Origin of the sequence: Streptomyces sp. NPDC051217 (genome assembly GCF_044455465.1) — a bacterium.
Lineage (GTDB): Bacteria > Actinomycetota > Actinomycetes > Streptomycetales > Streptomycetaceae > Streptomyces.
This window is the reverse complement of the sequence record NZ_JBITEV010000009.1, coordinates 71,777-92,321: the sequence shown is the minus strand read 5'-3', so window position 1 is coordinate 92,321 and position 20,545 is coordinate 71,777. Positions and strand designations below refer to the sequence as shown.

The window sequence follows — 20,545 nt, the reverse complement described above, 5'->3', positions numbered from 1 at the left end:
GGCCGGATCCGGGGCACGGGCCGCACGGCGTGTTACGCGGGCGGGACGGCCGTCCGCTGGTAGAAGGGCCGCACCCGCGCCACCATCCACGTTCCTACCGGATCCTGGGTGGCGTCCAGCAGTACGAGATTGACCGGCCAGCCGACCTGGACCCGGCCGAGCGCCCTGCCGAGCGCGTCCATGGGCGCGTTGCGTTCGGCGGCCTCCCAGGAGGAGAGCTGGACGCCGATGAAGAGCACCGGGGGTTCGCCCTCGATGCTCGCGAGGCCCCGGCGCGCGGTGAGGACGACGCCGGACGCCTCGAACTCCTCGGCGGCCGCCGTCAGGAAGTCGACGGGGTCCTCCTGCCAGTCGGGCTCGAAGAGCCGCACCCGGCCGCCGCTCGCGGGCCCGTCCAGCGGCGTACGGCCCACCCGGCACAGCTCGGCGACGGCGAGCGGCGGCAGCGGCGCGCCGACCATGCCGCCGGGGTTCACGGCGATACCGAGCTGCGGGGGCAGGCCGCGCGCGAACTCACGGGCCGGGGCGACCGTGAAGGGCATATGGGCCCCGACGCACTGGAGGAACTGCTGCTCGGAGCTGAAGACCGGGACGTACGGCGCGCCCTCGATCTCCAGGGTGGGCAGATCGAGTCCGGGGCTGTCCGGTCCGCCGCCGTTGGGGAGCGGCACCCAGAGTTGGCTGCGGCCGAGGACCTCGACCAGCCGCCCGCCCGCCGCCGTGTTCCCGAGCGACGCGGCGAGCACCTCTTCCAACTCGTTGCCCGGCCATGCTGTGTTCACTGACTCTCCCGTATCGCCCCGTACGACTTCCCCGCCCCCGCGTACCCCGGAAGACCCTAACCCTGCGGGGTCGCTGCCGTTGTGGCCCTGCGCGGGCCCGGCCGGCCGGGCGCCGGTGGCCGGATCCGACCGGCGCGCGCCCCGCTCATGCCCCCCGGAAGTCGATCCCCACCAGCGCGCCCGCCGCGTCACGGTCCAGCAGGACCGCCGAGACACAGCCCGCCGGGAGGCGGCCCGACTCCGCGCCCGTGACCAGGCGGGACACCGCGCGGCGGTGGCGGGCGAAGGCGTAGCCCGACACACCGCGGCCGCGTTCGCGCTGGCCGGCGCGGGCCGTCTTCGGCGTGACGTCCAGCAGGACGAGATGGAGCCGTCTGCCGCGCCGCCGCGCCTCGCGGGCCAGCCAGCGGCGTACCCACGCCTGGGTGCCGCAGTCGTGCACCACGACGCTCGCGCCGGAGCGCAGCGCCCGCCGCAGCCCCGCGTAGTGCGCGAGGCGCACCAGCGGCCGGTAGACCGCGTACGGCAGCCGCGCGGGCAGCCGGCGTGCCCAGCGGTCGCGGGTGTCCTGCGAGTCGATCCCCCGGCCCGCCGCGGCACGGCCGATCAGCGTGGACTTCCCGCTGCCCGGCAGCCCGGAGACGACGACCACGTCGCCGTCGCCGAACGTCAGGCGCCGGGGCCCCCGGCTGCTCCGTTCGCGCAGGTCCCGGACGACCGGCGGGACCGCCGCCAAGGTCCGGCGGGGGACGGCTGCCGGCTGGGCGGGCACCCCCGCGGTCGTCGCGTACGCGCCTGCACGGGACCGCTGCAACGTCATCGCCCTCCCCCTGTGGGGTCCATCGCCCTGGTCGATGTTCCCTGCCCTTGAAGTGTAAAGAATGGGTAATACGGCACAAGCGTTTTGCTGATCACGGCCCTGTCGGCCCGTCCGATCGGCCGGACGGACGCCCTCGCCGCCCTCCCTCCCCGGGGAGACCGGCGCGTGCGATGATGTGCGCGCCAACTCCATAACGGCCGTTCGAATCCGCGCGGGAGAGTCCTGGTCACCGTGGGTGCCAGGCGCCGAAGGAGCAAGTCCCTCCCTTGAATCTCTCAGGCCCAGTACCGCGCGGACGAGGCAGATCTGAAAAGCGAATCGCCGTCAGGCGCTTCCACCCAAGGTGCAAGTCACGACCTCCGTATGCGTACGTGTACGTACACGTCGTGGTGAACCTCTCAGGTTCCGATGACAGATGGGGAGGATTGTCCTCTCTGTCATGCCCCTGGGAGCCACACCTATGAGCAATACGTCTCACACCCCCGCCCCCGACGCGGCGGCTGGTCCCGACGGCCCGCGCCACACCGCGCTCGACGCCGTGCACCGCGCGCTGGGCGCCACGATGACCGACTTCGCGGGCTGGGACATGCCGCTGCGGTACGCCAGCGAGCGCGAGGAGCACCTCGCCGTCCGTACGAAGGCCGGGCTCTTCGACCTCTCCCACATGGGTGAGATCACCGTCACCGGCCCACAGGCGGCCGAGGCGCTGGACTACGCGCTGGTCGGCAATATCGGCTCGGTCGCCGTGGGCCGCGCCCGCTACACCATGATCTGCCAGGAGGACGGCGGCATCCTGGACGACCTGATCGTGTACCGCCTCGACAGCCACGGGTCACCCGAATTCATGGTCGTCGCGAACGCCTCCAACGCGCAGGTGGTGCTCGACGAGCTGACGGGCCGCGCCGCGGACTTCGACGTCGAGGTGCGGGACGACCGCGACGCGTACGCGCTCCTCGCCGTCCAGGGCCCCGAGTCGCCCGGCATCCTCGCCCCGCTCACCGACGCCGATCTGAACGGGCTCAAGTACTACGCCGGGCTGCCCGGCACCGTCGCGGGCGTGCCCGCGCTGATCGCCCGCACCGGCTACACGGGTGAGGACGGCTTCGAGCTGTTCGTGGAGCCCCGGCACGCGGAAGGGCTGTGGCAGGCGCTGACGGCCGCGGGCGCGTCCGCCGGACTCGTACCGGCCGGGCTCTCCTGCCGCGACACCCTGCGCATGGAGGCCGGGATGCCGCTGTACGGGCAGGAGCTCAACACCGGTCTCACGCCCTTCGACGCGGGCCTGGGCAGGGTCGTCAAGTTCGAGAAGGAGGGTTACTTCGTGGGCCGTACGGCGCTGGAGGCCGCCGCCGAGCGGGCCGAGAGCGCGCCGCCGCGCAAGCTGGTGGGGCTCGTCGCCGAGGGCCGCCGGGTGCCGCGCGCCGGATATCCGGTCGTGGCCGAAGGACAGGTGGTGGGCCACGTCACCTCGGGCGCGCCGTCGCCGACGCTGGGCCGGCCGATCGCGATGGCCTACGTGGACGCGTCGCACGCCGCGGCGGGCACGGCGGGTGTCGGGGTCGACATCCGCGGCTCGATCGAGCCGTACGAGGTCGTCGCGCTGCCCTTCTACAAGCGACAGAAGTAGCGCCCGGCACCCGCGAGGTGCCGGGCCGGTATCTCACTGGGCAAGACACGTGTTCACCACCACTCCCCCGCGTACAGGAGAATTCACGCCATGAGCAACCCCCAGCAGCTGCGCTACAGCAAGGAGCACGAGTGGCTGTCGACCGCCGAGGACGGCGTGTCGACGGTCGGCATCACGGAGTTCGCGGCGAACGCCCTCGGCGACGTCGTGTTCGCCCAGCTCCCCGCGGTCGGTGACACGGTGACCGCGGGCGAGACCTGCGGCGAGCTGGAGTCGACCAAGTCGGTCAGCGACCTGTACTCCCCCGTGACGGGTGAGGTCACCGAGGCGAACCAGGACGTCGTGGACGACCCCTCGCTGGTGAACTCCGCGCCCTTCGAGGGCGGCTGGCTGTTCAAGGTACGCGTCGCGGAGGAGCCGAAGGACCTGCTCTCCGCCGACGAGTACACCGAATTCTCCGGCAACTGAGACCCCAGGGACTGTGATGTCTTCGAAGTCGCTCCTCAACTCCTCACTCCACGAGCTCGACCCGGACGTCGCCGCCGCCGTCGACTCCGAACTCCACCGACAGCAGTCGACGCTCGAAATGATCGCGTCGGAGAACTTCGCTCCGGTCGCCGTCATGGAGGCCCAGGGCTCCGTCCTGACCAACAAGTACGCCGAGGGTTACCCGGGCCGCCGCTACTACGGCGGCTGTGAGTACGTCGACGTGATCGAGAACATCGCGATCGACCGGGTGAAGGCGCTCTTCGGCGCCGAGCACGCCAATGTGCAGCCGCACTCCGGCGCGCAGGCCAACGCCGCGGCGATGTTCGCGCTGCTGAAGCCCGGCGACACGATCATGGGCCTGAACCTGGCCCACGGCGGTCACCTGACGCACGGCATGAAGATCAACTTCTCCGGCAAGCTCTACAACGTGGTCGCCTACCACGTCGACGAGGAGAGCGGCCAGGTCGACATGGCCGAGGTCGAGCGCCTGGCGAAGGAGTCGCGCCCCAAGCTCATCGTGGCCGGCTGGTCCGCGTACCCGCGTCAGCTCGACTTCGCCGCGTTCCGCCGGATCGCCGACGAGGTCGACGCGTACCTGATGGTCGACATGGCGCACTTCGCCGGTCTGGTCGCGGCCGGGCTGCACCCGAACCCGGTGCCGCACGCGCACGTCGTCACCACGACCACGCACAAGACCCTGGGCGGCCCTCGTGGCGGCGTGATCCTCTCCACCCAGGAGCTGGCCAAGAAGATCAACTCCGCGGTCTTCCCGGGTCAGCAGGGCGGCCCGCTGGAGCATGTCATCGCGGCGAAGGCGGTCTCCTTCAAGATCGCGGCGACCGAGGAGTTCAAGGAGCGCCAGCAGCTCACGCTGGACGGCGCGCGCATCCTCGCCGAGCGGCTGGTCCAGGACGACGTCACCGAGGTCGGCGTCTCGGTCCTGTCGGGCGGTACGGACGTGCATCTGGTCCTGGTCGACCTGCGGAACTCGGAGCTGGACGGCCGGCAGGCCGAGGACCGGCTGCACGAGATCGGCATCACGGTCAACCGCAACGCCGTCCCGAACGACCCGCGCCCGCCGATGGTCACCTCCGGCCTGCGGATCGGCACCCCGGCACTGGCCACCCGCGGCTTCACGGCCGAGGACTTCACCGAGGTCGCGGACGTCATCGCTTCGGCCCTGAAGCCGGAGTTCGACCGCGAGGCCCTGGCGGCGCGCGTGACGGCACTGGCGACGAAGCACCCGCTGTACCCCAGCCTGTAGTCGCACCCGCGACCAAGGCCCACGGCCGCGCCGCGCGCACCCGACCGGCGCGCGCGGCGCGCCGTACCGTCGCACCTGTAGTTACGTTTTCTGCACCACCCCCGGCAGACAACGGCGTCTACCAGTCCACAAGGAGTCCCACCGTGGCCATCTCGGTCTTCGACCTGTTCTCGATCGGCATCGGCCCGTCCAGCTCCCATACGGTCGGCCCCATGCGCGCGGCCGGTCTCTTCGCGCGGAGGCTGAAGAACGAGGGCCTGATGGCCCACACCGCCTCGGTTCGGGCCGAGCTGTTCGGCTCTCTCGGCGCCACCGGCCACGGCCACGGGACGCCCAAGGCGGTGCTGCTGGGCCTGGCCGGCGAGTCCCCCCGTACGGTCGACGTCGAGTCCGCCGACGCGCGGGTGGAGGCCATCCGCGGCAGCGGCCGGATCAGCCTGCTCGGGATGCACGAGATCCCCTTCGACTTCGACGCGGACCTGATCCTGCACCGGCGCAAGGCGCTGCCGTACCACGCGAACGGCATGACGGTCTTCGCGTACGACTCCGCCGGCGGCACGCTCCTGGAGAAGACGTACTACTCGGTCGGCGGCGGCTTCGTCGTGGACGAGGACGCCGTGGGCGAGGACCGCATCAAGCTGGACGACACGGTGCTGACGTACCGCTTCCGCAGCGGTGACGAGCTGCTGCGGCTGGCCGGCGAGACCGGGCTCTCGATCTCCGCGCTGATGCTGGAGAACGAGAAGGCGTGGCGCACGGAGACCGAGATCCGCGAGGGGCTGCTGGAGATCTGGGGGGCCATGCGGGAGTGCGTGTCACACGGCATGACCCGCGAGGGCCTCCTGCCCGGCGGCCTCAAGGTCCGCCGCCGCGCGGCGAACTCCGCCCGGCAGCTGCGCGCCGAGGGCGACCCGGCGGCCCGCGCGATGGAGTGGATCACCCTCTACGCGATGGCGGTCAACGAGGAGAACGCGGCGGGCGGCCGCGTCGTCACCGCCCCCACGAACGGCGCGGCGGGCATCATCCCGGCGGTGCTGCACTACTACCTGAATTTCGCCGCGGCCGGCCACACGGACGCCGAGAAGGACGACGACGTCGTCCGTTTCCTGCTCGCCGCCGGCGCGATCGGCATGCTCTTCAAGGAGAACGCGTCCATCTCGGGCGCCGAGGTCGGCTGCCAGGGCGAGGTCGGCTCCGCCTGCTCGATGGCGGCGGGCGCCCTCGCGGAGGTCCTGGGCGGCAGCCCCGAGCAGGTCGAGAACGCCGCCGAGATCGGTATGGAACACAACCTCGGCCTGACCTGCGACCCGGTCGGCGGCCTCGTACAGATCCCCTGCATCGAGCGCAACGGCATGGCGGCGGTCAAGGCGGTGACGGCGGCGAAGATGGCACTGCGCGGCGACGGCAGCCACAAGGTGTCGCTGGACAAGGTCATAAAGACGATGAAGGAGACCGGCGCCGACATGTCGGTCAAGTACAAGGAGACCGCGCGGGGCGGGCTCGCGGTGAACATCATCGAGTGCTGACGGCGGCATCGGCCGGACTGCGCCCATGAGCCGTCCCCGCCCATGTCCGTGCTGTGGGCATCTCGTCCTTGCCGACATGCCCGGTTCCTACGACGCTCAGCGGAAGATGGCTACCGCGTCCAACGTCAGCTCGCCCGCCTCGCGGTTCCAGGTCTTCACCTTGCCGAGGCAGCGGGCCTGGAACTCCCCGCTGAAGTACTCCTCGTGCTGGAACCCCTCGCGGACCCCGGTCGACTCGCAAATGATCTTCACATGGGAGGGCGGCTCCGCGTTGCCGTAACGGGCGCGCAGCACGACCTCGCCGCCGCTCGAACTGCGGGCGGTGAACCGGCCGGTGACCGAGACGAACTCCGACATGACAGCGCTCAGCGATGCCTCGTCGGCGCCGCTCTCGCGCATCGTGTCGGCGAATGTTCGGTTGGGCACGAGGTGGTCGGTTGTGAGGTCGGCGTGCACCACGACGTCCTCCTTGCGCATCGTGTCCATGAGCATGCCTATCACCGTGATGGGGGTGTTCTCCTGCACATACGTGGTGAACCGCTCTTTGGTGACCTCACGGTGCGCCTTCCCCTCCCCGAACCCGAACTTGCCCAGCAGCCCGACGCCGCTGTTGACATTGGTCCGGTCGGCCACCTCCTGCTCAAGGGCTGCCGAGAAGCCACCGGTCTGGTAGATGTCCATGACGCGCTGGTGGTGCAGGTAGAAGCACATACCGGGGAAAGTGCGATCCGTCGGGCGCCGGCGCCGCAGCCAGCCGAAGCGCAGCAGCACATGCCGGGCGAGGACCAAGACGCACGCGGCCGTCAGCAGCCAGACGAGTACCCATGGCCACCACAGGCTCCACCATTGACCGTCAACGACACCCACGGATCTCCTTGAACGAGTCGGAAAGCGCCAGGCAACCCGTCAGGGCGCGCACGCGCAGCCTCGGTCTCACTGAGTTTCCTCATCAGGCAGCGGACATTCGCCCACATAGGTGATGATCTCCTCCAGGGTGTCCTGATCGGGTTCATCGACCTTGGTCCGGTCGGAGTTCGGCGTAGGCACCTGTATTCCGCGCTCACGGAGATAGGCATCGAACTGCTCGCCGGTCCCGTCGTCGCCGGAGAAACGGGCCCGGAATCCCAACTCGATGGCCCGCCGGCCCAGTCCGGAGTCTCTGTCCTCCAGAAGGTCCGACAGCTTGTCACCCTGGTCGCTGAGAGAGATGAGCTGCGGCTCCGTGAGGGCGTGGGGCGTGGGGTAGAGCAGGACGCGACGGGTGTCCTGCTTCTTGTGCTTCTCTCGTTCCAGCCGCTCGACCAACGGTCAACAGGCTTTCCGCACAGGGAAGTTCGGCCGGGTGATCGCATCCGTCATCTTACGGTGATCCCCACCACCCTCCCCGCTCGCACGTTCGATCCCGACCGTCGTATCCAGCTCGCTCAGGCCGCACTCCCAGATACCCGGCAGGGGTATAATGCCGGGCCCCCACGAGGCCCCTGAGGAACCGGATCGGCATCGCCCTGGTGCGGGGCACTCCACTGAGCTGCGTCCAAGTCGCCTCCGCCGGGTAAGAGCGGTATCGAAGTACCGGGGGAAGGAACTCCATCCGCACGGCGAGGATCTCAGGAGCGAATGACATGGCCGGTATGTCCGCACTCGAACTCGAAACGCTCTGGACCGAATTCCACGGCGTGGTCAACATGACCTCCCAGGAGATCGGTGTGGTCCTCCAGACGGACGCGGGCGCCGACGGCGGCTCCGAGTGGACGAGTACCGGGCTGCGGGTGCTGGAGATCCTGCAGAAGCGCCGGAGCGAGCTGACCGAGGAGGACACCCGGGTCATGTACGACGTGGTGGAGCGCGTCGAGGACTTCGCTCCCGGTGCGGACGGCCGGCCGAGCCGTGACCAGCTGATGAGGCTGGGTCACGACCCGCTCAGGTCGGCGCCCGAAGGCTCGCTCTGAGGCCGCCGGCCGTCAGCGGGGGACGTGCCACACCACGACGCAGCCGGCGCCGATCACCGCGGTGAGGCTCGCGCACACCAGGCGCCGCCGCAGCAGCTCGTAGCGCGCGGTGTACTCCTGGCGCAGTTCACCGGCGCGCGCCACCACCAGTTCCAGCGCTCGCCGGGACATGGCGATGTGGTCCTGGGTGTAGAGGCTGACGACCTCTTCGTGCTGTGCGGTGGTCAGCCACGGCATGCGGTCGGCGAAAACCACGGCGTGCGCGCGGGCCTCCCGTACCCGGCTCTGGGCCAGCAGGTAGCCCTCCAGCTGCTGGATGCCCGCGGCGGCCTCGTTCGACGACGGTGAGGACTTGCCGATCACGGCCGGTCCTTGTCGTCTCCCGATGGACCGCGGACGTCCGCCTCGGGTTCCACGACGTCCCTGCGGCCCGCGTTGTGCGCGTCCTCAAGTGCGGTGACCTCCGGGTGGTGCAGGTCGAACGCCGGGGATTCGGAGCGGATACGCGGCAGCGTGAGGAAGTTGTGCCGCGGCGGCGGGCAAGACGTCGCCCATTCGAGTGAGCGGCCGTAGCCCCACGGGTCGTCCTCCTCGATCTTCTTCCCGTACTTGGCGGTCTTCCAGACGTTGTAGAAGAACGGCAGCAACGAGAGGCCGAGCAGGAACGAGCTGATCGAGGACGTGGTGTTCAGGGCGGTGAAACCGTCGGCGGCGAGATAGTCCGCGTACCGCCGTGGCATACCTTCCGCGCCCAGCCAGTGCTGCACCAGGAACGTGCCGTGGAAGCCGATGAACAGCGTCCAGAAGGTGATCTTCCCGAGCCGTTCGTCCAGCATCTTGCCCGTCATCTTCGGCCACCAGAAATGGAAGCCGGCGAACATCGCGAACACCACCGTGCCGAAGACGACGTAATGGAAGTGGGCGACGACGAAGTACGAGTCGGAGACATGGAAGTCCATCGGCGGCGAGGCCAGGATGATGCCCGTCAGACCACCGAAAAGGAACGTGACGAGAAATCCGATCGACCACAGCATCGGTGTCTCGAAGGACAGCGAGCCTTTCCACATCGTGCCGATCCAGTTGAAGAACTTCACCCCGGTCGGTACCGCGATCAGGAAGGTCATGAACGAGAAGAACGGCAGCAGCACCCCACCGGTGACGAACATGTGATGGGCCCAGACGGTGGCGGACAGCCCGGCGATGGCGATCGTCGCGCCGACCAGACCGATGTAGCCGAAGACCGGCTTGCGGCTGAACACCGGGAGGATCTCGGTGACGATCCCGAAGAACGGCAAGGCGATGATGTACACCTCCGGATGGCCGAAGAACCAGAAGAGGTGCTGCCACAGCAACGGACCGCCGTTGGCGGCGTCGAAGATGTGCGCACCGAATTTCCGGTCGGCCTCCAGGGCGAGGAGAGCACCGGCCAGGACGGGGAAGGCGAGCAGGACCAGTACGGCCGTCAGCAGCACGTTCCAGCAGAAGATCGGCATCCGGAACATCGTCATGCCGGGCGCGCGCATACAGACGATCGTCGTGATGAAGTTGACCGCGCCGAGAATCGTGCCGAAACCGTTGAAGGCCAGACCCATGATCCACAGGTCGCCGCCGATGCCGGGCGAGCGGACCGAGTCCGTGAGCGGGGAGTAGGCGAACCAGCCGAAGTCGGCCGCGCCCTGCGGGGTGAGGAAACCGGACACCACGATGATCGAGCCGAACAGGTAGAGCCAGTAGGCGAACATGTTCAGCCGCGGGAACGCCACATCGGGCGCGCCGAGCTGGAGCGGCATGATCCAGTTGGTGAATCCCGCGAACAGCGGCGTCGCGAACATCAGCAGCATGATCGTGCCGTGCATCGTGAACGCCTGGTTGAACTGCTCGTGCGACACGATCTGGATGCCGGGCCGGGCCAGTTCGGCGCGCATGACCAGCGCCATGATTCCGCCCATCACGAAAAAGGCGAAGGACGTGATCAGATAGAGCGTGCCGATCGTCTTGTGGTCGGTGGTGGTCAGCCACCTGATGACGACATTGCCGGGCTCTTTCCGCCGCACCGGCAGCTCGTTCTGGTACGAGTCGTCCTCACTCTCCTGCGGGGCTTCGACTCCAAATCCGGGCTGTGCTGCCACACCAACTCCAGTTCACTCACCGACCACCGACGCGAACCCGCACATGCCGGCAGGGCAAACCCAGCGAAAAAAGGATGATTACGCCCGCAATGTATTCCATGCCAGTTGTCCTGACTTGCCCGGAAGGGGCCGTCAGGCGGGGTTTCACACGTTCGTGGGGCATGCCGGTGCTCACGTCGACCATGCGCGCATATTGTTCTTTGTTCGGCAAAAGGCCCCGTTCCCGATATCGCGCCCGGCGTGGCGCGGTGTCGGGACCGGGGCCTTCGGCGGCGGCGCCTGTCAGACGCCCAGGCGGACCGGGAGTGTGGTGGAGCTGTTGGAGAAGAGGGACGGGACCGGGATCAGGTCCGACGGGTCGATCGCCAGCGTCAGCCGGGGGTACCTCTTGAAGACCGCCGGGATCGCGAGCGCCGCTTCCAGCCTGGCCAGCGGGGCGCCCAGGCAGAAGTGGGGGCCGTGGCTGAAGGCCAGGTGTTTGCGCTGGTCCCTGGTGATGTCGAACTCGTCCGCCGCGTCGCCGTGTTGGGCCTTGTCGCGGCCGACCGCGCTGTACGGGGCCATGATCGCCTCGCCCTGGGGGATGCGGACGCCGGCGATCTCGACGTCCTCCAGGGGGTAGCGGAAGGGGAAGTTGCCGATCGGGGCGTCCCAGCGCAGGGTCTCCTCGACCACGTCCGACCAGACCGCCTCGTCGCCCTGTTCGGCCACCGTGCGCTGGTCGGGGTGCGTGAGCAGGGCGCGTACGGCGTTGGTGATGAGGCTCAGCGTCGTCTCCTGGCCGGCGGAGAGCATCAGCAGGAGTGTGCCGACCAGTTCCTCCTCGCTGAGCGAGTCGGGGTCCTCCTCGCGGGCGGCGATGAGCGCGCTGGTCAGGTCGGGGCCGGGGTTGTCGCGGCAGTTGTCGACGACCCGGGCGAGGAGCTCGTACTGCTCGATCTGACTCGCCGTCACCTCCTCGGGCCCCAGGTCGGAGCGGAAGATGTTGTCCATCAGCTCCTTCAGCCGGGGCCTCTCGTGCTCGGGCACGCCGAACAGTTCGCAGATCACCCGCATCGGCACCGGGTGGGCGAAGTGGCGGCGGAGGTCGACCCTGCCGTCGGCGTCCGCGTGCGACGGCAGCGCCTCCAGGAGCTCGTCGACGATCTGCTCGATGCGCGGGCGCAGCTCCTGGACCCGGCGGGGCGTGAAGGTCTGGGTGACCAGTTTCCGCAGCCTGCGGTGCTCCTGGCCGTCCGAGGTGACCATGTTGGTGACCTTCACCATCCCGATGAGCGGCCAGCCGTCGGATATCTCGCCGCGCAGGACCGCGTTCCAGTTGCGCCAGTCCTTGCTGAAGCGCGGGTCGGCGATCATGTCGTTCAGCAGGGCGTGGTCGGTCACCGACCACGCCATCACGTCTCCGGGCAGCTTGATACGGACCACGGGGCCCAGTTCACGGAGTGCGGCCGCTTCGCCGTGGTGGTCCCTGCCGCGCGGGTCGAGGGTGACGACCGGTATCTCCGACTCGGAGGGGGCTGTGGCTCGCAAGGTCATGGTGCGTCTCCAGAACTCGGGCTGGTGTGTGGCGAACTAGGGCGTGTCCGGAGCGGAATCCGCGCCGCCGAGAACCGTGCCGGGAGTGCGACGGGGACCCGCGTCCACGGCGAGGGGCGCCAGGTCAGCTCCTCGGCGGGGAGGTCAAGTTCCATGTCGGGCAGCAGATTCAGCGCGGTGTTCACGGCCGTACGTGTGATGAGCCGCGCCGGTACCTGCGCCGGGCAGACATGCGGTCCGGCCGAGAAGGCGAGGTGGGCGCGGTTGCCCGGCTCCTCGTCACCCTCGTCGGGGCGGATCGCCGGGTCGTCGTTGGCGGCGGCGTGTCCGAGGATGAGGCAGTCGCCGCGCTGGATGAACCGGCCGCCCAGCTCGGTGTCGTGCAGGGCGTAGCGGGCCGGCATGTTGTTCATGGGCGGGTCGCGCCACAGCGCCTGGTCGAGCGCGTCGTCGACCCCGAGCCGGCCACCGTGCAGCCGGGCGGCGAAGCGCGGGTCGGTGAGCATCAGGCGCAGCGTGTGCGCGATCCAGGCGGTGACCGTCTCGTTTCCGGCGGAGATCATCACCACGATCGACTGGAGGCGCTCGGCCTCGTTGTGGAGGTTGGGGTGGTTGATGAAGACCGTCGTCATGTCGTCGGTCGGGTTGCGCCGCCGCTCGCGCACCGTGTCGAGCAGGATCTCCTCGAAGTGCCGGTTACCGGCCTGCGAGTCGTCCGCACTGCCGAACAGGGCGATGAGCGCGTCCAGCAACTCCCGTCCCTCGATGGCGTCCAGACCGAAGAGCGAGGCGAGGGAGAGCATCGGCACGATCGTGGCGTACTCGTTCACCAGATCCGCGCTGCCGCGCTCGGAGAACTCCGCGATCAGGTCGGTGCAGATCTCCTCGACATGGCGGCGCACCTTGCGCTGGTCGATCCGCGCGATGCCGTCGTCGAGCGGCTTGCGCAGCCGCCGGTGCTCGGGGCCGTCGGACCCGATGACGCTGGCGCGCCAGCCCATCATCGGCAGCAGACCCGAGTCGGGCGCGACGACACCGTCGTACATATGGCGCCACTTGCGGCCGTCGCGGGAGTAGATCTGCTCCTGCCGGGTGATGGTCAGCAGCTCCCGGTAGCCCATCACGAGCCAGGCGGGGACGCCCGGTTCGAGTTCCACCTTGGCCACGTTGCCCCATTCGGCGCGGAGTTGGCGGTAGACGGCGCGCGGGTCGGGCGCGCCGACGGCGGCGGACAGCGGGAGCAGCCCCGTGCCGCCGCCGGAGTGGGAGCGGTGCGCCGGGCACCCGGGCGGAGGCGACGTCACCGGCTCGGAGGCGTCGGCGGAGGCGCCGGCGGACGCGGACGTCGACGCGGGCTTCGGGGCGGAACTCATGAGGTGGTCTCCGGGGTACGTAACGAGCTCGCCGACACATACTCGACAAGGCTGATCAGGGCGTCGACGGACGACGCGTGCTCCCGCGCGTCGCACACCACCACCGGCGTCGCGGGCAACAGGTCGAGCGCGCCGCGCAGTTCGTCCGCGCCGTACCGCTCGCTGTCCGGGAACTGGTTGACGGCGACCGCGAACGGCAGCCCCCGCAGCTCCAGTTGTTCGAGGACGTCGAAGCTGTCCTCCAGTCTTCGGGTGTCGACGATGACGAGGACGCCGAGCGCGCCCTCCGCCAGCCCCTCCCACAGGTCCCAGAAGCGGCGCTGTCCGGGTGTCCCGAACAGGTAGAGCACGAGGCGGGAGTTGAGGGTGATCCGGCCGAAGTCCATGGCGACGGTGGTCGTGGTCTTCGTACTCATGCCCGCCAGGTCGTCCACGCCGATACTCGCCTGCGTCATGACCTCCTCGGTACGCAGCGGTTCGATCTCGCTGACCGAGCCGACCAGCGTGGTCTTGCCGACGCCGAAGGCGCCCACGATGAGGATCTTGACGGCCTGCTGGACAGTGTCGGGCAAATAGCGGTCAGCGGAGCCGACGGAGACCATCCAGTACCTCCTGGAGGAGTTGCGGGTCGGACATGGCGGCCTTGGGCACACCCGAACGGGCGGCCAGATGGCCGCTGTCGACGAGATCGGACGCCAGCACCTTCACCAGGCTGACCGGCAGTTCGAGATGGGCGGCCGCCTCCACGACGGAGAGCAGCCGCTCACACATCCGCACCAGGGCGCGTTCTTCCCTGGTCGCCGAGACCGGCAGGGCGCGTGGAGGACTGATCGCCACGAGGAGGGTCTCGATACTTATGGTGTTGCGGGTCGGCCGGGAGCGCCCTTTGGTGATCACATACGGACGTAACGCGCTGTCCGCGTACTCCTCCTCTCCCGGACCACTCATACGGAGTCCTGGCGCGGCGGACTGCTCAGGTTGCCCGCGCCGATCTTGATCACCTGCGCCTGCATCTGCTTGGCGACGAGTTTCGGGTCCACCACGGGGCCCGTCACGACGGCGAGATGGGCTCCGTTGGCGCTGCGCATGAAGAGGAAACCGCCGTTGAACTCCACCATCTGCTGGTGTACGGCTCCGCCGTCCTCGCCGAACTCGCGGCCGAGGCTGCGGCCGAGGGACTGGAGGCCGGAGCAACTGGCCGACAGGCGCTCGGCGGAGTCCCGGTCCATGCCCTCGGAGCTGGCCAGCAGGAGCCCGTCGGCGCTGAAGACGATCACGCGCTCGACCCCGGGTACGACGGCGACCTCGGCGATCATCCAGCCGCGCTGCTCCGGGTTCTCCACGTAGCTCATAGTCACGTCTGTCCTTCTGGGGGGAGGGGGGTGGCTGACGAGGGTGGGTCGTGCGGGCCCTCGTCGGTGGCGGAGTCCGTGGCGGCGGACTCGCCGGAGGGCGGCAGGGTGCGGCCGCCCTCGAAGAACTGCTCCATCCAGTCGCCTGCCTCTTCCGGCGAGCCGGGCGGGGTGACGGCGGTGGGGGCGGGGGGCACCGTGGGGGCGCCGGGCTCGTACTCGTCGCGCCGCGAACGGCGCTGCGGAAGCCGGCGGCCGGTGCGCGGCGGGGTGGGGGCGGCGGCCGGAGGGGGGATCACCGGCGCGGGGGCGGGTGCCTCGGCCGGGGCGGGGAGCTCGGCAGGGGCGGGTGCCTCGGCCGGGGCGGACCCGCCGGGCGCGGGCGCGGCCTCCGGAGCCGACGCGGGCGTCGGGACCTCCGGGACCGGCTGCGTCGAGGGCAGGACCCGCCCGGCAGGCGTACCGGCGGGTGCCAGCGTCTGGAGTACGTCCACCGGCACCAGGACCACGGCCCGGACACCGCCGTACGGCGAGGGCCCGAGATCGACCTGGAAGCCGTGCCGTTCGGCGAAACGGCCCACGACCGCGAATCCGGTCCGCGGAATCTCGCCCACGTCGCCGACACCGAGCAGCCGGCGGCCCGAGACGATCTCGCGCGCCCCGCCCAGCCGGTACTCGTCCAGGCCGAGCCCGCCGTCGTCCACCTCGATGACCGCACCGCGCTGCACCGTACGCACCGTCACGGGCACGCCGGTCTTCGGCGGCGAGTACTCGGTGGCGTTGGCGAGGAGTTCGGCGATGAGATGGATCAGCGGTTCCACGACGGACGGGGTGACGCCCACGTCCGGGTCGCCGCTGACCTCGACGCGCTTGAAGGCGACGATACGTCCGGACGCGGCGCGTACGACGTCCACCAGTGCGAGCGGTCGCTGCCACTGCTGGCCGGGCCACTCGCCGCACAGCACCTTGAGGCTCTGTGCGTGCCGGGCCTGCTGGGTGGCCGCGTGGTCGACCAGCATGGTGGTCTCCAGCAGATCCGCGTCGCCCGGGTAACGGTCGGCCAGACCTGTCACGGTCGCCTGGATCCGGTGCGCGGAGGTCTGCACCCGGCTCGCCAGCTCGACCAGTGAGAGCCGCTGCGACTCCTCACGGTCGTCGGCCGCCTCGGTGACGGCGGTCAGCATCCGGTCGAGCCACTCGGCGACGCCCGGACCCAACTCGTCTTCGCCGTGCAGCGGCTTCGGGATCTCCTCGGTCCTGGAGAGCGCGGCGGGCAGTCGCTTCATGACGGTGAACTCGACTTCCGCGCGGACCAGTTCGGCCCGGTCCCGGACGCGGCCCTGCCAGTGGGCTTCGCGGCTGTCGAGTTCGGCCCGTACGTCCTCGGCCTCCGCCCGTACGTCTTCCGCCTCTGCCCGTACGCGCTCGGCCTCCGCCCGCCACCGCGCCGCGTCCGACACGGCCGCACGGTGCTGTCCGCGCAGGGATTCCATGGCGGCGAGGACCAGCAGGGCGACCGCGCCGTACGCCACCGCCGCCCCGATGTGTACGCCCGCCAGAGGCACCCCGCCCGCGGCGAAGGCGAGCGGGGCCAGAAGCCGCGTGACCGGCCACAGGAGCCGTGTCCCACCGGCGGCCGGAGGTAATGCGGGGGGAATCGTGGGGGATCGGACCATGGGAGAACCTTCGAGTTGACTGAGGTCGATGTCCGGTCGGTGAGTCGTCCGCGGCGGCTCGTGCGCGGGTGCGCATGCGGGTGACTCGCCAACCACCCCCGAACCAGACATGGTTGAGTGATCGTATATCCGATCGGCATATGGAGCGGTCACTTCTCGTACACGGGCGGTGACCTGCCCGCTCCGCACCGGGACCGCACTCCCACATGCCCGAACGGACAGCCCCTCCGACCCCCGTGGCGGCCCCGGTTCCTGCCCGCTACTGCGTGAATCGCGGCAGCCACTTCGCCTGGTACTCGGGGTGCCCGGCGTACTCGGCCGCCATCTGCCGTACGACGAAGCCCATCCCCACGGCGCGGCCCGAGGGGAAGTCGTGCCGCGGGCGGTCGACGTCCAGATGCTCGACCTCCGCGTACTCGCCCAGAAGTACTCTGCTCGTCTCGATGCGGCGCAGTGTGCGGGCGGGGTCCTGGAGGGCGATGTGGCGGTCGTACCCCTGTGTCCGCACGCTGAACGAGATCCCGCCCGAGCGGTCGTGGACCTCGCCCGGCGCCTCGGGCGGACACCGCCAGGATTCGCCGCCTGCCGCCCTCGCGACCTGCTCCTCCTCGTCCAGGCGTGCCCGAATGAAGGCCAGCATGTTCGTGTTGTCTGCTTTCACGTCCGGATCCCTCGCCGTGCCGTTCCGCTCATCACTCGTACCCGTATCCGTGCTCGTACCCGCACTTGTTCACGTCCTTTCAACAGAGGATGCACCACCGAAGTGGGCGGCCGGACCGCCACTGCGACCGGTCCGGGGCGAAAGGGCGGAGATCCCGGTACACAAGTACCGTGCCGTGGGGGCCGGTTACGCGCTCAGGACCGCCGAGGCGCAGGACTGGGCGCCGGGCCACGACGCGGCGGCCTGAGACCCGGCACCGGCCCGCACCCCCGCTCAGCGCGTACTGAGCCAGTGCGGGTCGGGGACCACCGTGAGGACGGCCGAGAGCAGCACCACGGCCGCCAGGACGGCCAGTTCGACACGGGCCGCGACATGCGCGTCCCGGCTGCGCCGGAGGCGTCCGCGTGCCGCCAGGGCGAGCGCGCTCGCCACCGCGACGAGTACGAGCTTCGCGATGAGGACGCGCCCGTACGCCGACGTCAGCACCACGTCGGCGGGCAGCCGGCGCAGCGTGGACAGCGTGCCGGTGGCCCCCAGCACGACCAGCGTCCAGACGGCGCCGCGCGCGTAACGGGCCAGCACGGCGCGGGCGTCCGCCGGGGTGGCGCGCCGCAGCCACATGGTGCGCAGGACATGGCAGAGGCCGCCGGCCCACAGGGAGGCGGCGGTCAGGTGGACGACCGTGAGGGCGGTGCCCCACTCCGGCGAGTACGGCTCCGGGTGGGCGCGCAGCGCCTCCGCGAGGATCACCCCGGCGAGCGGGAGGAGCGCCCGGCGCGGGCGCCCGACGCCGACGCATCCGGCGGCGAGCAGGAAGCCGTTGGCCATGACGAGCAGCAGGCCGCCCTCGCGGGTGCCGTACGTCGCGGGGATGTCGAGGTCGCTCACCACCGCGAGGACCACGATCTGCCCGGCCGACGCGGCGGCTCCGGCGAGCGCGGCGAGGAGTGCCAGGGAGCGCGGCAGCGGGCCGGAGCGGGCGAGCGCGGCGCCCGCCAGTTCGCCGAGATGCAGGGCGAGCGCCGCGAAGACAGCGGCGCGCAGGAAGGAGGTGGTGCCGGCGGCGGGGATCCGCAGCTCGCCGGTGCCGCGCGAGGCGAGGCCCGCGCCGTACAGCACCACGAGCAGCGCCGCTATGGCGCCGACGACGCCGGCGGCCTCGCTCCGTCTCGCCGGCCTCACCCCGCCCGGCTCTGGACGGGCAGTCGGTACAGGGCGTGTTCAGAAGTAGCGACGTCCGCCCGCAGGGTGGGGCTCACGGCGGCTGATGCGTGCGATCCCAAGACGGAGGATCCGCGTTGTGGATGGACCGGACGTACTCGGGCGACCCGACAACGCGGGGAGCGCGCGTGCCGGGCGCCGCGAGCCGGACGGGATTTGTCAGACACTGCCTAGCCCTTGGCGCGGGACGCCAGGAATTCCTCGAAGGTGAGGAGTCCGTCGTTGTTGGAGTCGTGGGCGTTGATCACGGCCTGCGCGACGGTCTCCGTGACACGGAAGTCGCCGAGCTGGGCCATCGCGCTCTTGTACTCGGCCGCCGTGATCAGTCCGTCCTTGTCCGCGTCGAAACGGTCGAACGCCTTGCGTGCCTCTTCGATGTCCGCCACTGCTTCCGCCCCTTCTCGTGCCCTACTGACAGAAGTCAGATTATCGGCACACCTCCACCACCTCGGCGGGGGCCCGGCGAAGCCCCGTACGGGGACGGTCCTCGTCTCCGTACGCCCTCAGGGGCGTCGGTCGGAGACCCGCATCTCGAACCAGGTCGTCTTGCCGCGCGGCAGCAGATCCACGCCCCACCGGTCGGAGAGTTTGTCCACCAGGAACAGTCCCCGCCCGCTGGTGTCCAGATCACGCACCGGCAGCAGACACGGCAGTCCGCGCGAGGGGTCCCGCACCTCGATACGGATCCAGCCGCGGCGGCGCAGCATCCGCAGGCCGAACACGCGCGCACCGGTGTGCCGTACGGCGTTGCCGACGAGTTCGGAGACGAGCAGCACCGACTGCTCGGCCATCAGCGGGGTCAACGCCCACTGGCGCAGCACCACGATGTGGGTGAGTCTGCGGGCCGCGAGGGCGGACTCGGGGAGGGAGGCCAGGCGGACCTCCCCCTCCGTCGGGTTTCCGAACAGTTCGAGCACTCCGCGCGCCTGTTCGTCCTCGACGGCCGGCGTCAATCGCGTAGCGGTCCGGTCGCCGCCGTGCCGCGGTTGTTCCACACCCTCAAGGCCCGCCATGTGTCCATCATGGCTGCCCAGGCGGGCTCTCGGGGGCGTTCCGGGGGAATCGGCGCCCCCGGACGGCCCACCCGGACTATTGGGTTTGGCATATGACCATGGCAGGACGCCGCCCCTCTTACCCACTCTGATCTGCGATAACACGTCACGCACGGGTGATCACCAGAAGTGATCGACCGCTCCGCCTTAAGGCTGCCTTAAGGCGGAGCTGAGCCGGGCACCAGGTTGACGCGCACCCTTCCGCTGTCCAACGGGGGTGGAGTCAGAGGAAGTTGGCCTTGCCCGGCCCGTCCTCCACGAAGCTGCGCATGCCGCGCTCACGGTCCTCGGTGGCGAACAGGCCCGCGAACCAGTTGCGTTCGAGCGCGAGTCCCGTCTCCAGATCCGTCTCCAGGCCCGCGTCCACGGTCTCCTTGGCCGCCCGCAGCGCCAGCGCCGGGCCCTGGGCGAGCTTGCCGGCCCACGCGTGCGCCTGCTCGTACACCTCGTCCGCCGGTACGACGCGGTCGACGAGCCCCAGCGTGAGCGCCTCGGGCGCCTTCACCTGACGGCCCGTGAAGATGAGGTCCTTGGCCTTGGACGGCCCGATCAGCCGGGCGAGCCGCTGGGTGCCGCCCGCGCCCGGGATCAGGCCGAGCAGGATCTCGGGCTGGCCGAGCTTCGCGTTGTCGGCGGCGATCCGGAAGTCGGCGCAGAGCGCCAACTCGCAGCCGCCGCCCAGCGCGTAGCCGGTGACGGCGGCGACCACGGGCTTGGGGATCCGCGCCACGGCCGTGAACGACTCCTGGAGGGCCCGGGAGCGTACGACCATCGCCGCGTGGTCCATGTCGCGCATCTCCTTGATGTCCGCCCCGGCGGCGAACACCTTCTCGCCGCCGTAGAGGATCACGGCCCGCACGTCGTCGCGCGCGCCGGCCTCCACCGCCAGTTCACGGAGCCGGTCCTGGATCGCGATGTTCAGCGCGTTCATGGGCGGGCGGTCCAGCCGGATGGTGCCGACGCCGCCGGAGACTTCGAGATTCACAGATGACATACGAGGCACATTAGGGCCTGATCCAAAACAGGCCCCAGCCCCTGACACGCGGAAGGGCCCGGCGCACCTGGCAGGGGTGCGGCGGGCCCTCGGG

General features: G+C 70.1%; 22 protein-coding genes and 1 riboswitch. Of the genes, 5 read left to right on the top strand and 17 right to left on the bottom strand.

Translation table 11 applies throughout. From position 1 onward, the window contains the following. Positions 1-32: 32 nt before the first annotated feature. Together ACIBBB_RS21055 and ACIBBB_RS21050 are read right to left on the bottom strand one after the other, a co-directional pair. Positions 33-782, bottom strand: coding sequence for an enhanced serine sensitivity protein SseB (locus ACIBBB_RS21055; protein ID WP_398984107.1), 750 nt, complete (start codon positions 780-782; stop codon positions 33-35). Positions 783-927: 145 nt separating this feature from the next. Then, positions 928-1,602 (bottom strand): AAA family ATPase, encoded by a 675-nt coding sequence (locus ACIBBB_RS21050; RefSeq protein ID WP_398984105.1) that lies wholly within the window; start codon positions 1,600-1,602, stop codon positions 928-930. 202 nt (positions 1,603-1,804) lie between these two features. Next, a riboswitch (glycine riboswitch) is annotated at positions 1,805-1,902 on the top strand. Between the two features lie 160 nt (positions 1,903-2,062). Here ACIBBB_RS21050 and gcvT point away from each other — a divergent pair. From gcvT to ACIBBB_RS21030, 4 genes are all read left to right on the top strand, one after another. Further along, a complete protein-coding gene (gene gcvT / locus ACIBBB_RS21045) occupies positions 2,063-3,229 on the top strand; it encodes a glycine cleavage system aminomethyltransferase GcvT (protein ID WP_398984103.1) in 1,167 nt (388 codons plus the stop codon). Between the two features lie 90 nt (positions 3,230-3,319). Further along, positions 3,320-3,697, top strand: coding sequence for a glycine cleavage system protein GcvH (gene gcvH / locus ACIBBB_RS21040; protein WP_398984101.1), 378 nt, complete (start codon positions 3,320-3,322; stop codon positions 3,695-3,697). Between the two features lie 16 nt (positions 3,698-3,713). Continuing rightward, positions 3,714-4,982: a serine hydroxymethyltransferase gene (glyA, locus tag ACIBBB_RS21035; RefSeq protein WP_398984099.1), complete on the top strand. Its 1,269-nt coding sequence runs from the start codon at positions 3,714-3,716 to the stop codon at positions 4,980-4,982. A gap of 143 nt (positions 4,983-5,125) precedes the next feature. After that, entirely contained in the window at positions 5,126-6,508 is a 1,383-nt protein-coding gene (locus ACIBBB_RS21030; protein ID WP_398984097.1) for an L-serine ammonia-lyase, read from the top strand. Between the two features lie 96 nt (positions 6,509-6,604). Here ACIBBB_RS21030 and ACIBBB_RS21025 read toward each other — a convergent pair whose 3' ends face one another. Together ACIBBB_RS21025 and ACIBBB_RS21020 are read right to left on the bottom strand one after the other, a co-directional pair. After that, positions 6,605-7,375, bottom strand: coding sequence for a hypothetical protein (locus ACIBBB_RS21025; RefSeq protein WP_398984095.1), 771 nt, complete (start codon positions 7,373-7,375; stop codon positions 6,605-6,607). Positions 7,376-7,441: 66 nt separating this feature from the next. Continuing rightward, entirely contained in the window at positions 7,442-7,813 is a 372-nt protein-coding gene (locus ACIBBB_RS21020) for a hypothetical protein (protein WP_398984093.1), read from the bottom strand. Positions 7,814-8,130: 317 nt separating this feature from the next. On the opposite strand from ACIBBB_RS21020, the gene ACIBBB_RS21015 reads away from it, so the two are divergent. Next, a complete protein-coding gene (locus tag ACIBBB_RS21015) occupies positions 8,131-8,457 on the top strand; it encodes a DUF3140 domain-containing protein (RefSeq protein ID WP_398984091.1) in 327 nt (108 codons plus the stop codon). A 12-nt stretch (positions 8,458-8,469) separates the two neighbouring features. On the opposite strand, the gene ACIBBB_RS21010 is transcribed toward ACIBBB_RS21015, so the two are convergent. From ACIBBB_RS21010 to ACIBBB_RS20950, 13 genes are all read right to left on the bottom strand, one after another. Further along, positions 8,470-8,820: a hypothetical protein gene (locus ACIBBB_RS21010; RefSeq protein ID WP_398984089.1), complete on the bottom strand. Its 351-nt coding sequence runs from the start codon at positions 8,818-8,820 to the stop codon at positions 8,470-8,472. After that, positions 8,817-10,586, bottom strand: a complete 1,770-nt coding sequence (gene ctaD / locus ACIBBB_RS21005; RefSeq protein WP_398984087.1) for a cytochrome c oxidase subunit I — start codon at positions 10,584-10,586, stop codon at positions 8,817-8,819. Before ctaD ends, ACIBBB_RS21010 begins: the two co-directional genes overlap by 4 nt. Positions 10,587-10,868: 282 nt before the next feature. Continuing rightward, entirely contained in the window at positions 10,869-12,122 is a 1,254-nt protein-coding gene (locus ACIBBB_RS21000; RefSeq protein WP_398984085.1) for a cytochrome P450, read from the bottom strand. Continuing rightward, complete coding sequence (locus ACIBBB_RS20995; RefSeq protein ID WP_398984083.1) at positions 12,119-13,495, bottom strand: cytochrome P450; 1,377 nt, start codon at positions 13,493-13,495, stop codon at positions 12,119-12,121. The genes ACIBBB_RS21000 and ACIBBB_RS20995 overlap by 4 nt, the downstream gene beginning before the upstream one ends. After that, complete coding sequence (locus ACIBBB_RS20990; RefSeq protein ID WP_398984081.1) at positions 13,492-14,097, bottom strand: GTP-binding protein; 606 nt, start codon at positions 14,095-14,097, stop codon at positions 13,492-13,494. Before ACIBBB_RS20990 ends, ACIBBB_RS20995 begins: the two co-directional genes overlap by 4 nt. Beyond that, positions 14,075-14,443, bottom strand: coding sequence for a DUF742 domain-containing protein (locus ACIBBB_RS20985; protein ID WP_398984079.1), 369 nt, complete (start codon positions 14,441-14,443; stop codon positions 14,075-14,077). Before ACIBBB_RS20985 ends, ACIBBB_RS20990 begins: the two co-directional genes overlap by 23 nt. Continuing rightward, complete coding sequence (locus ACIBBB_RS20980; RefSeq protein ID WP_398984077.1) at positions 14,440-14,847, bottom strand: roadblock/LC7 domain-containing protein; 408 nt, start codon at positions 14,845-14,847, stop codon at positions 14,440-14,442. Before ACIBBB_RS20980 ends, ACIBBB_RS20985 begins: the two co-directional genes overlap by 4 nt. Before the next feature lie 2 nt (positions 14,848-14,849). After that, entirely contained in the window at positions 14,850-16,523 is a 1,674-nt protein-coding gene (locus tag ACIBBB_RS20975) for an ATP-binding protein (protein WP_398984075.1), read from the bottom strand. 259 nt (positions 16,524-16,782) lie between these two features. After that, positions 16,783-17,163 (bottom strand): DUF6221 family protein, encoded by a 381-nt coding sequence (locus tag ACIBBB_RS20970; protein WP_398984446.1) that lies wholly within the window; start codon positions 17,161-17,163, stop codon positions 16,783-16,785. Between the two features lie 294 nt (positions 17,164-17,457). Next, entirely contained in the window at positions 17,458-18,366 is a 909-nt protein-coding gene (locus ACIBBB_RS20965; protein WP_398984073.1) for a CopD family protein, read from the bottom strand. Positions 18,367-18,575: 209 nt separating this feature from the next. Then, positions 18,576-18,791, bottom strand: a complete 216-nt coding sequence (locus ACIBBB_RS20960) for an EF-hand domain-containing protein (protein WP_398984071.1) — start codon at positions 18,789-18,791, stop codon at positions 18,576-18,578. 117 nt (positions 18,792-18,908) lie between these two features. Continuing rightward, positions 18,909-19,418 (bottom strand): ATP-binding protein, encoded by a 510-nt coding sequence (locus tag ACIBBB_RS20955; protein ID WP_398984069.1) that lies wholly within the window; start codon positions 19,416-19,418, stop codon positions 18,909-18,911. A 262-nt stretch (positions 19,419-19,680) separates the two neighbouring features. Continuing rightward, a complete protein-coding gene (locus tag ACIBBB_RS20950; RefSeq protein WP_398984067.1) occupies positions 19,681-20,451 on the bottom strand; it encodes an enoyl-CoA hydratase/isomerase family protein in 771 nt (256 codons plus the stop codon). Between the last annotated feature and the right edge of the window lie 94 nt (positions 20,452-20,545).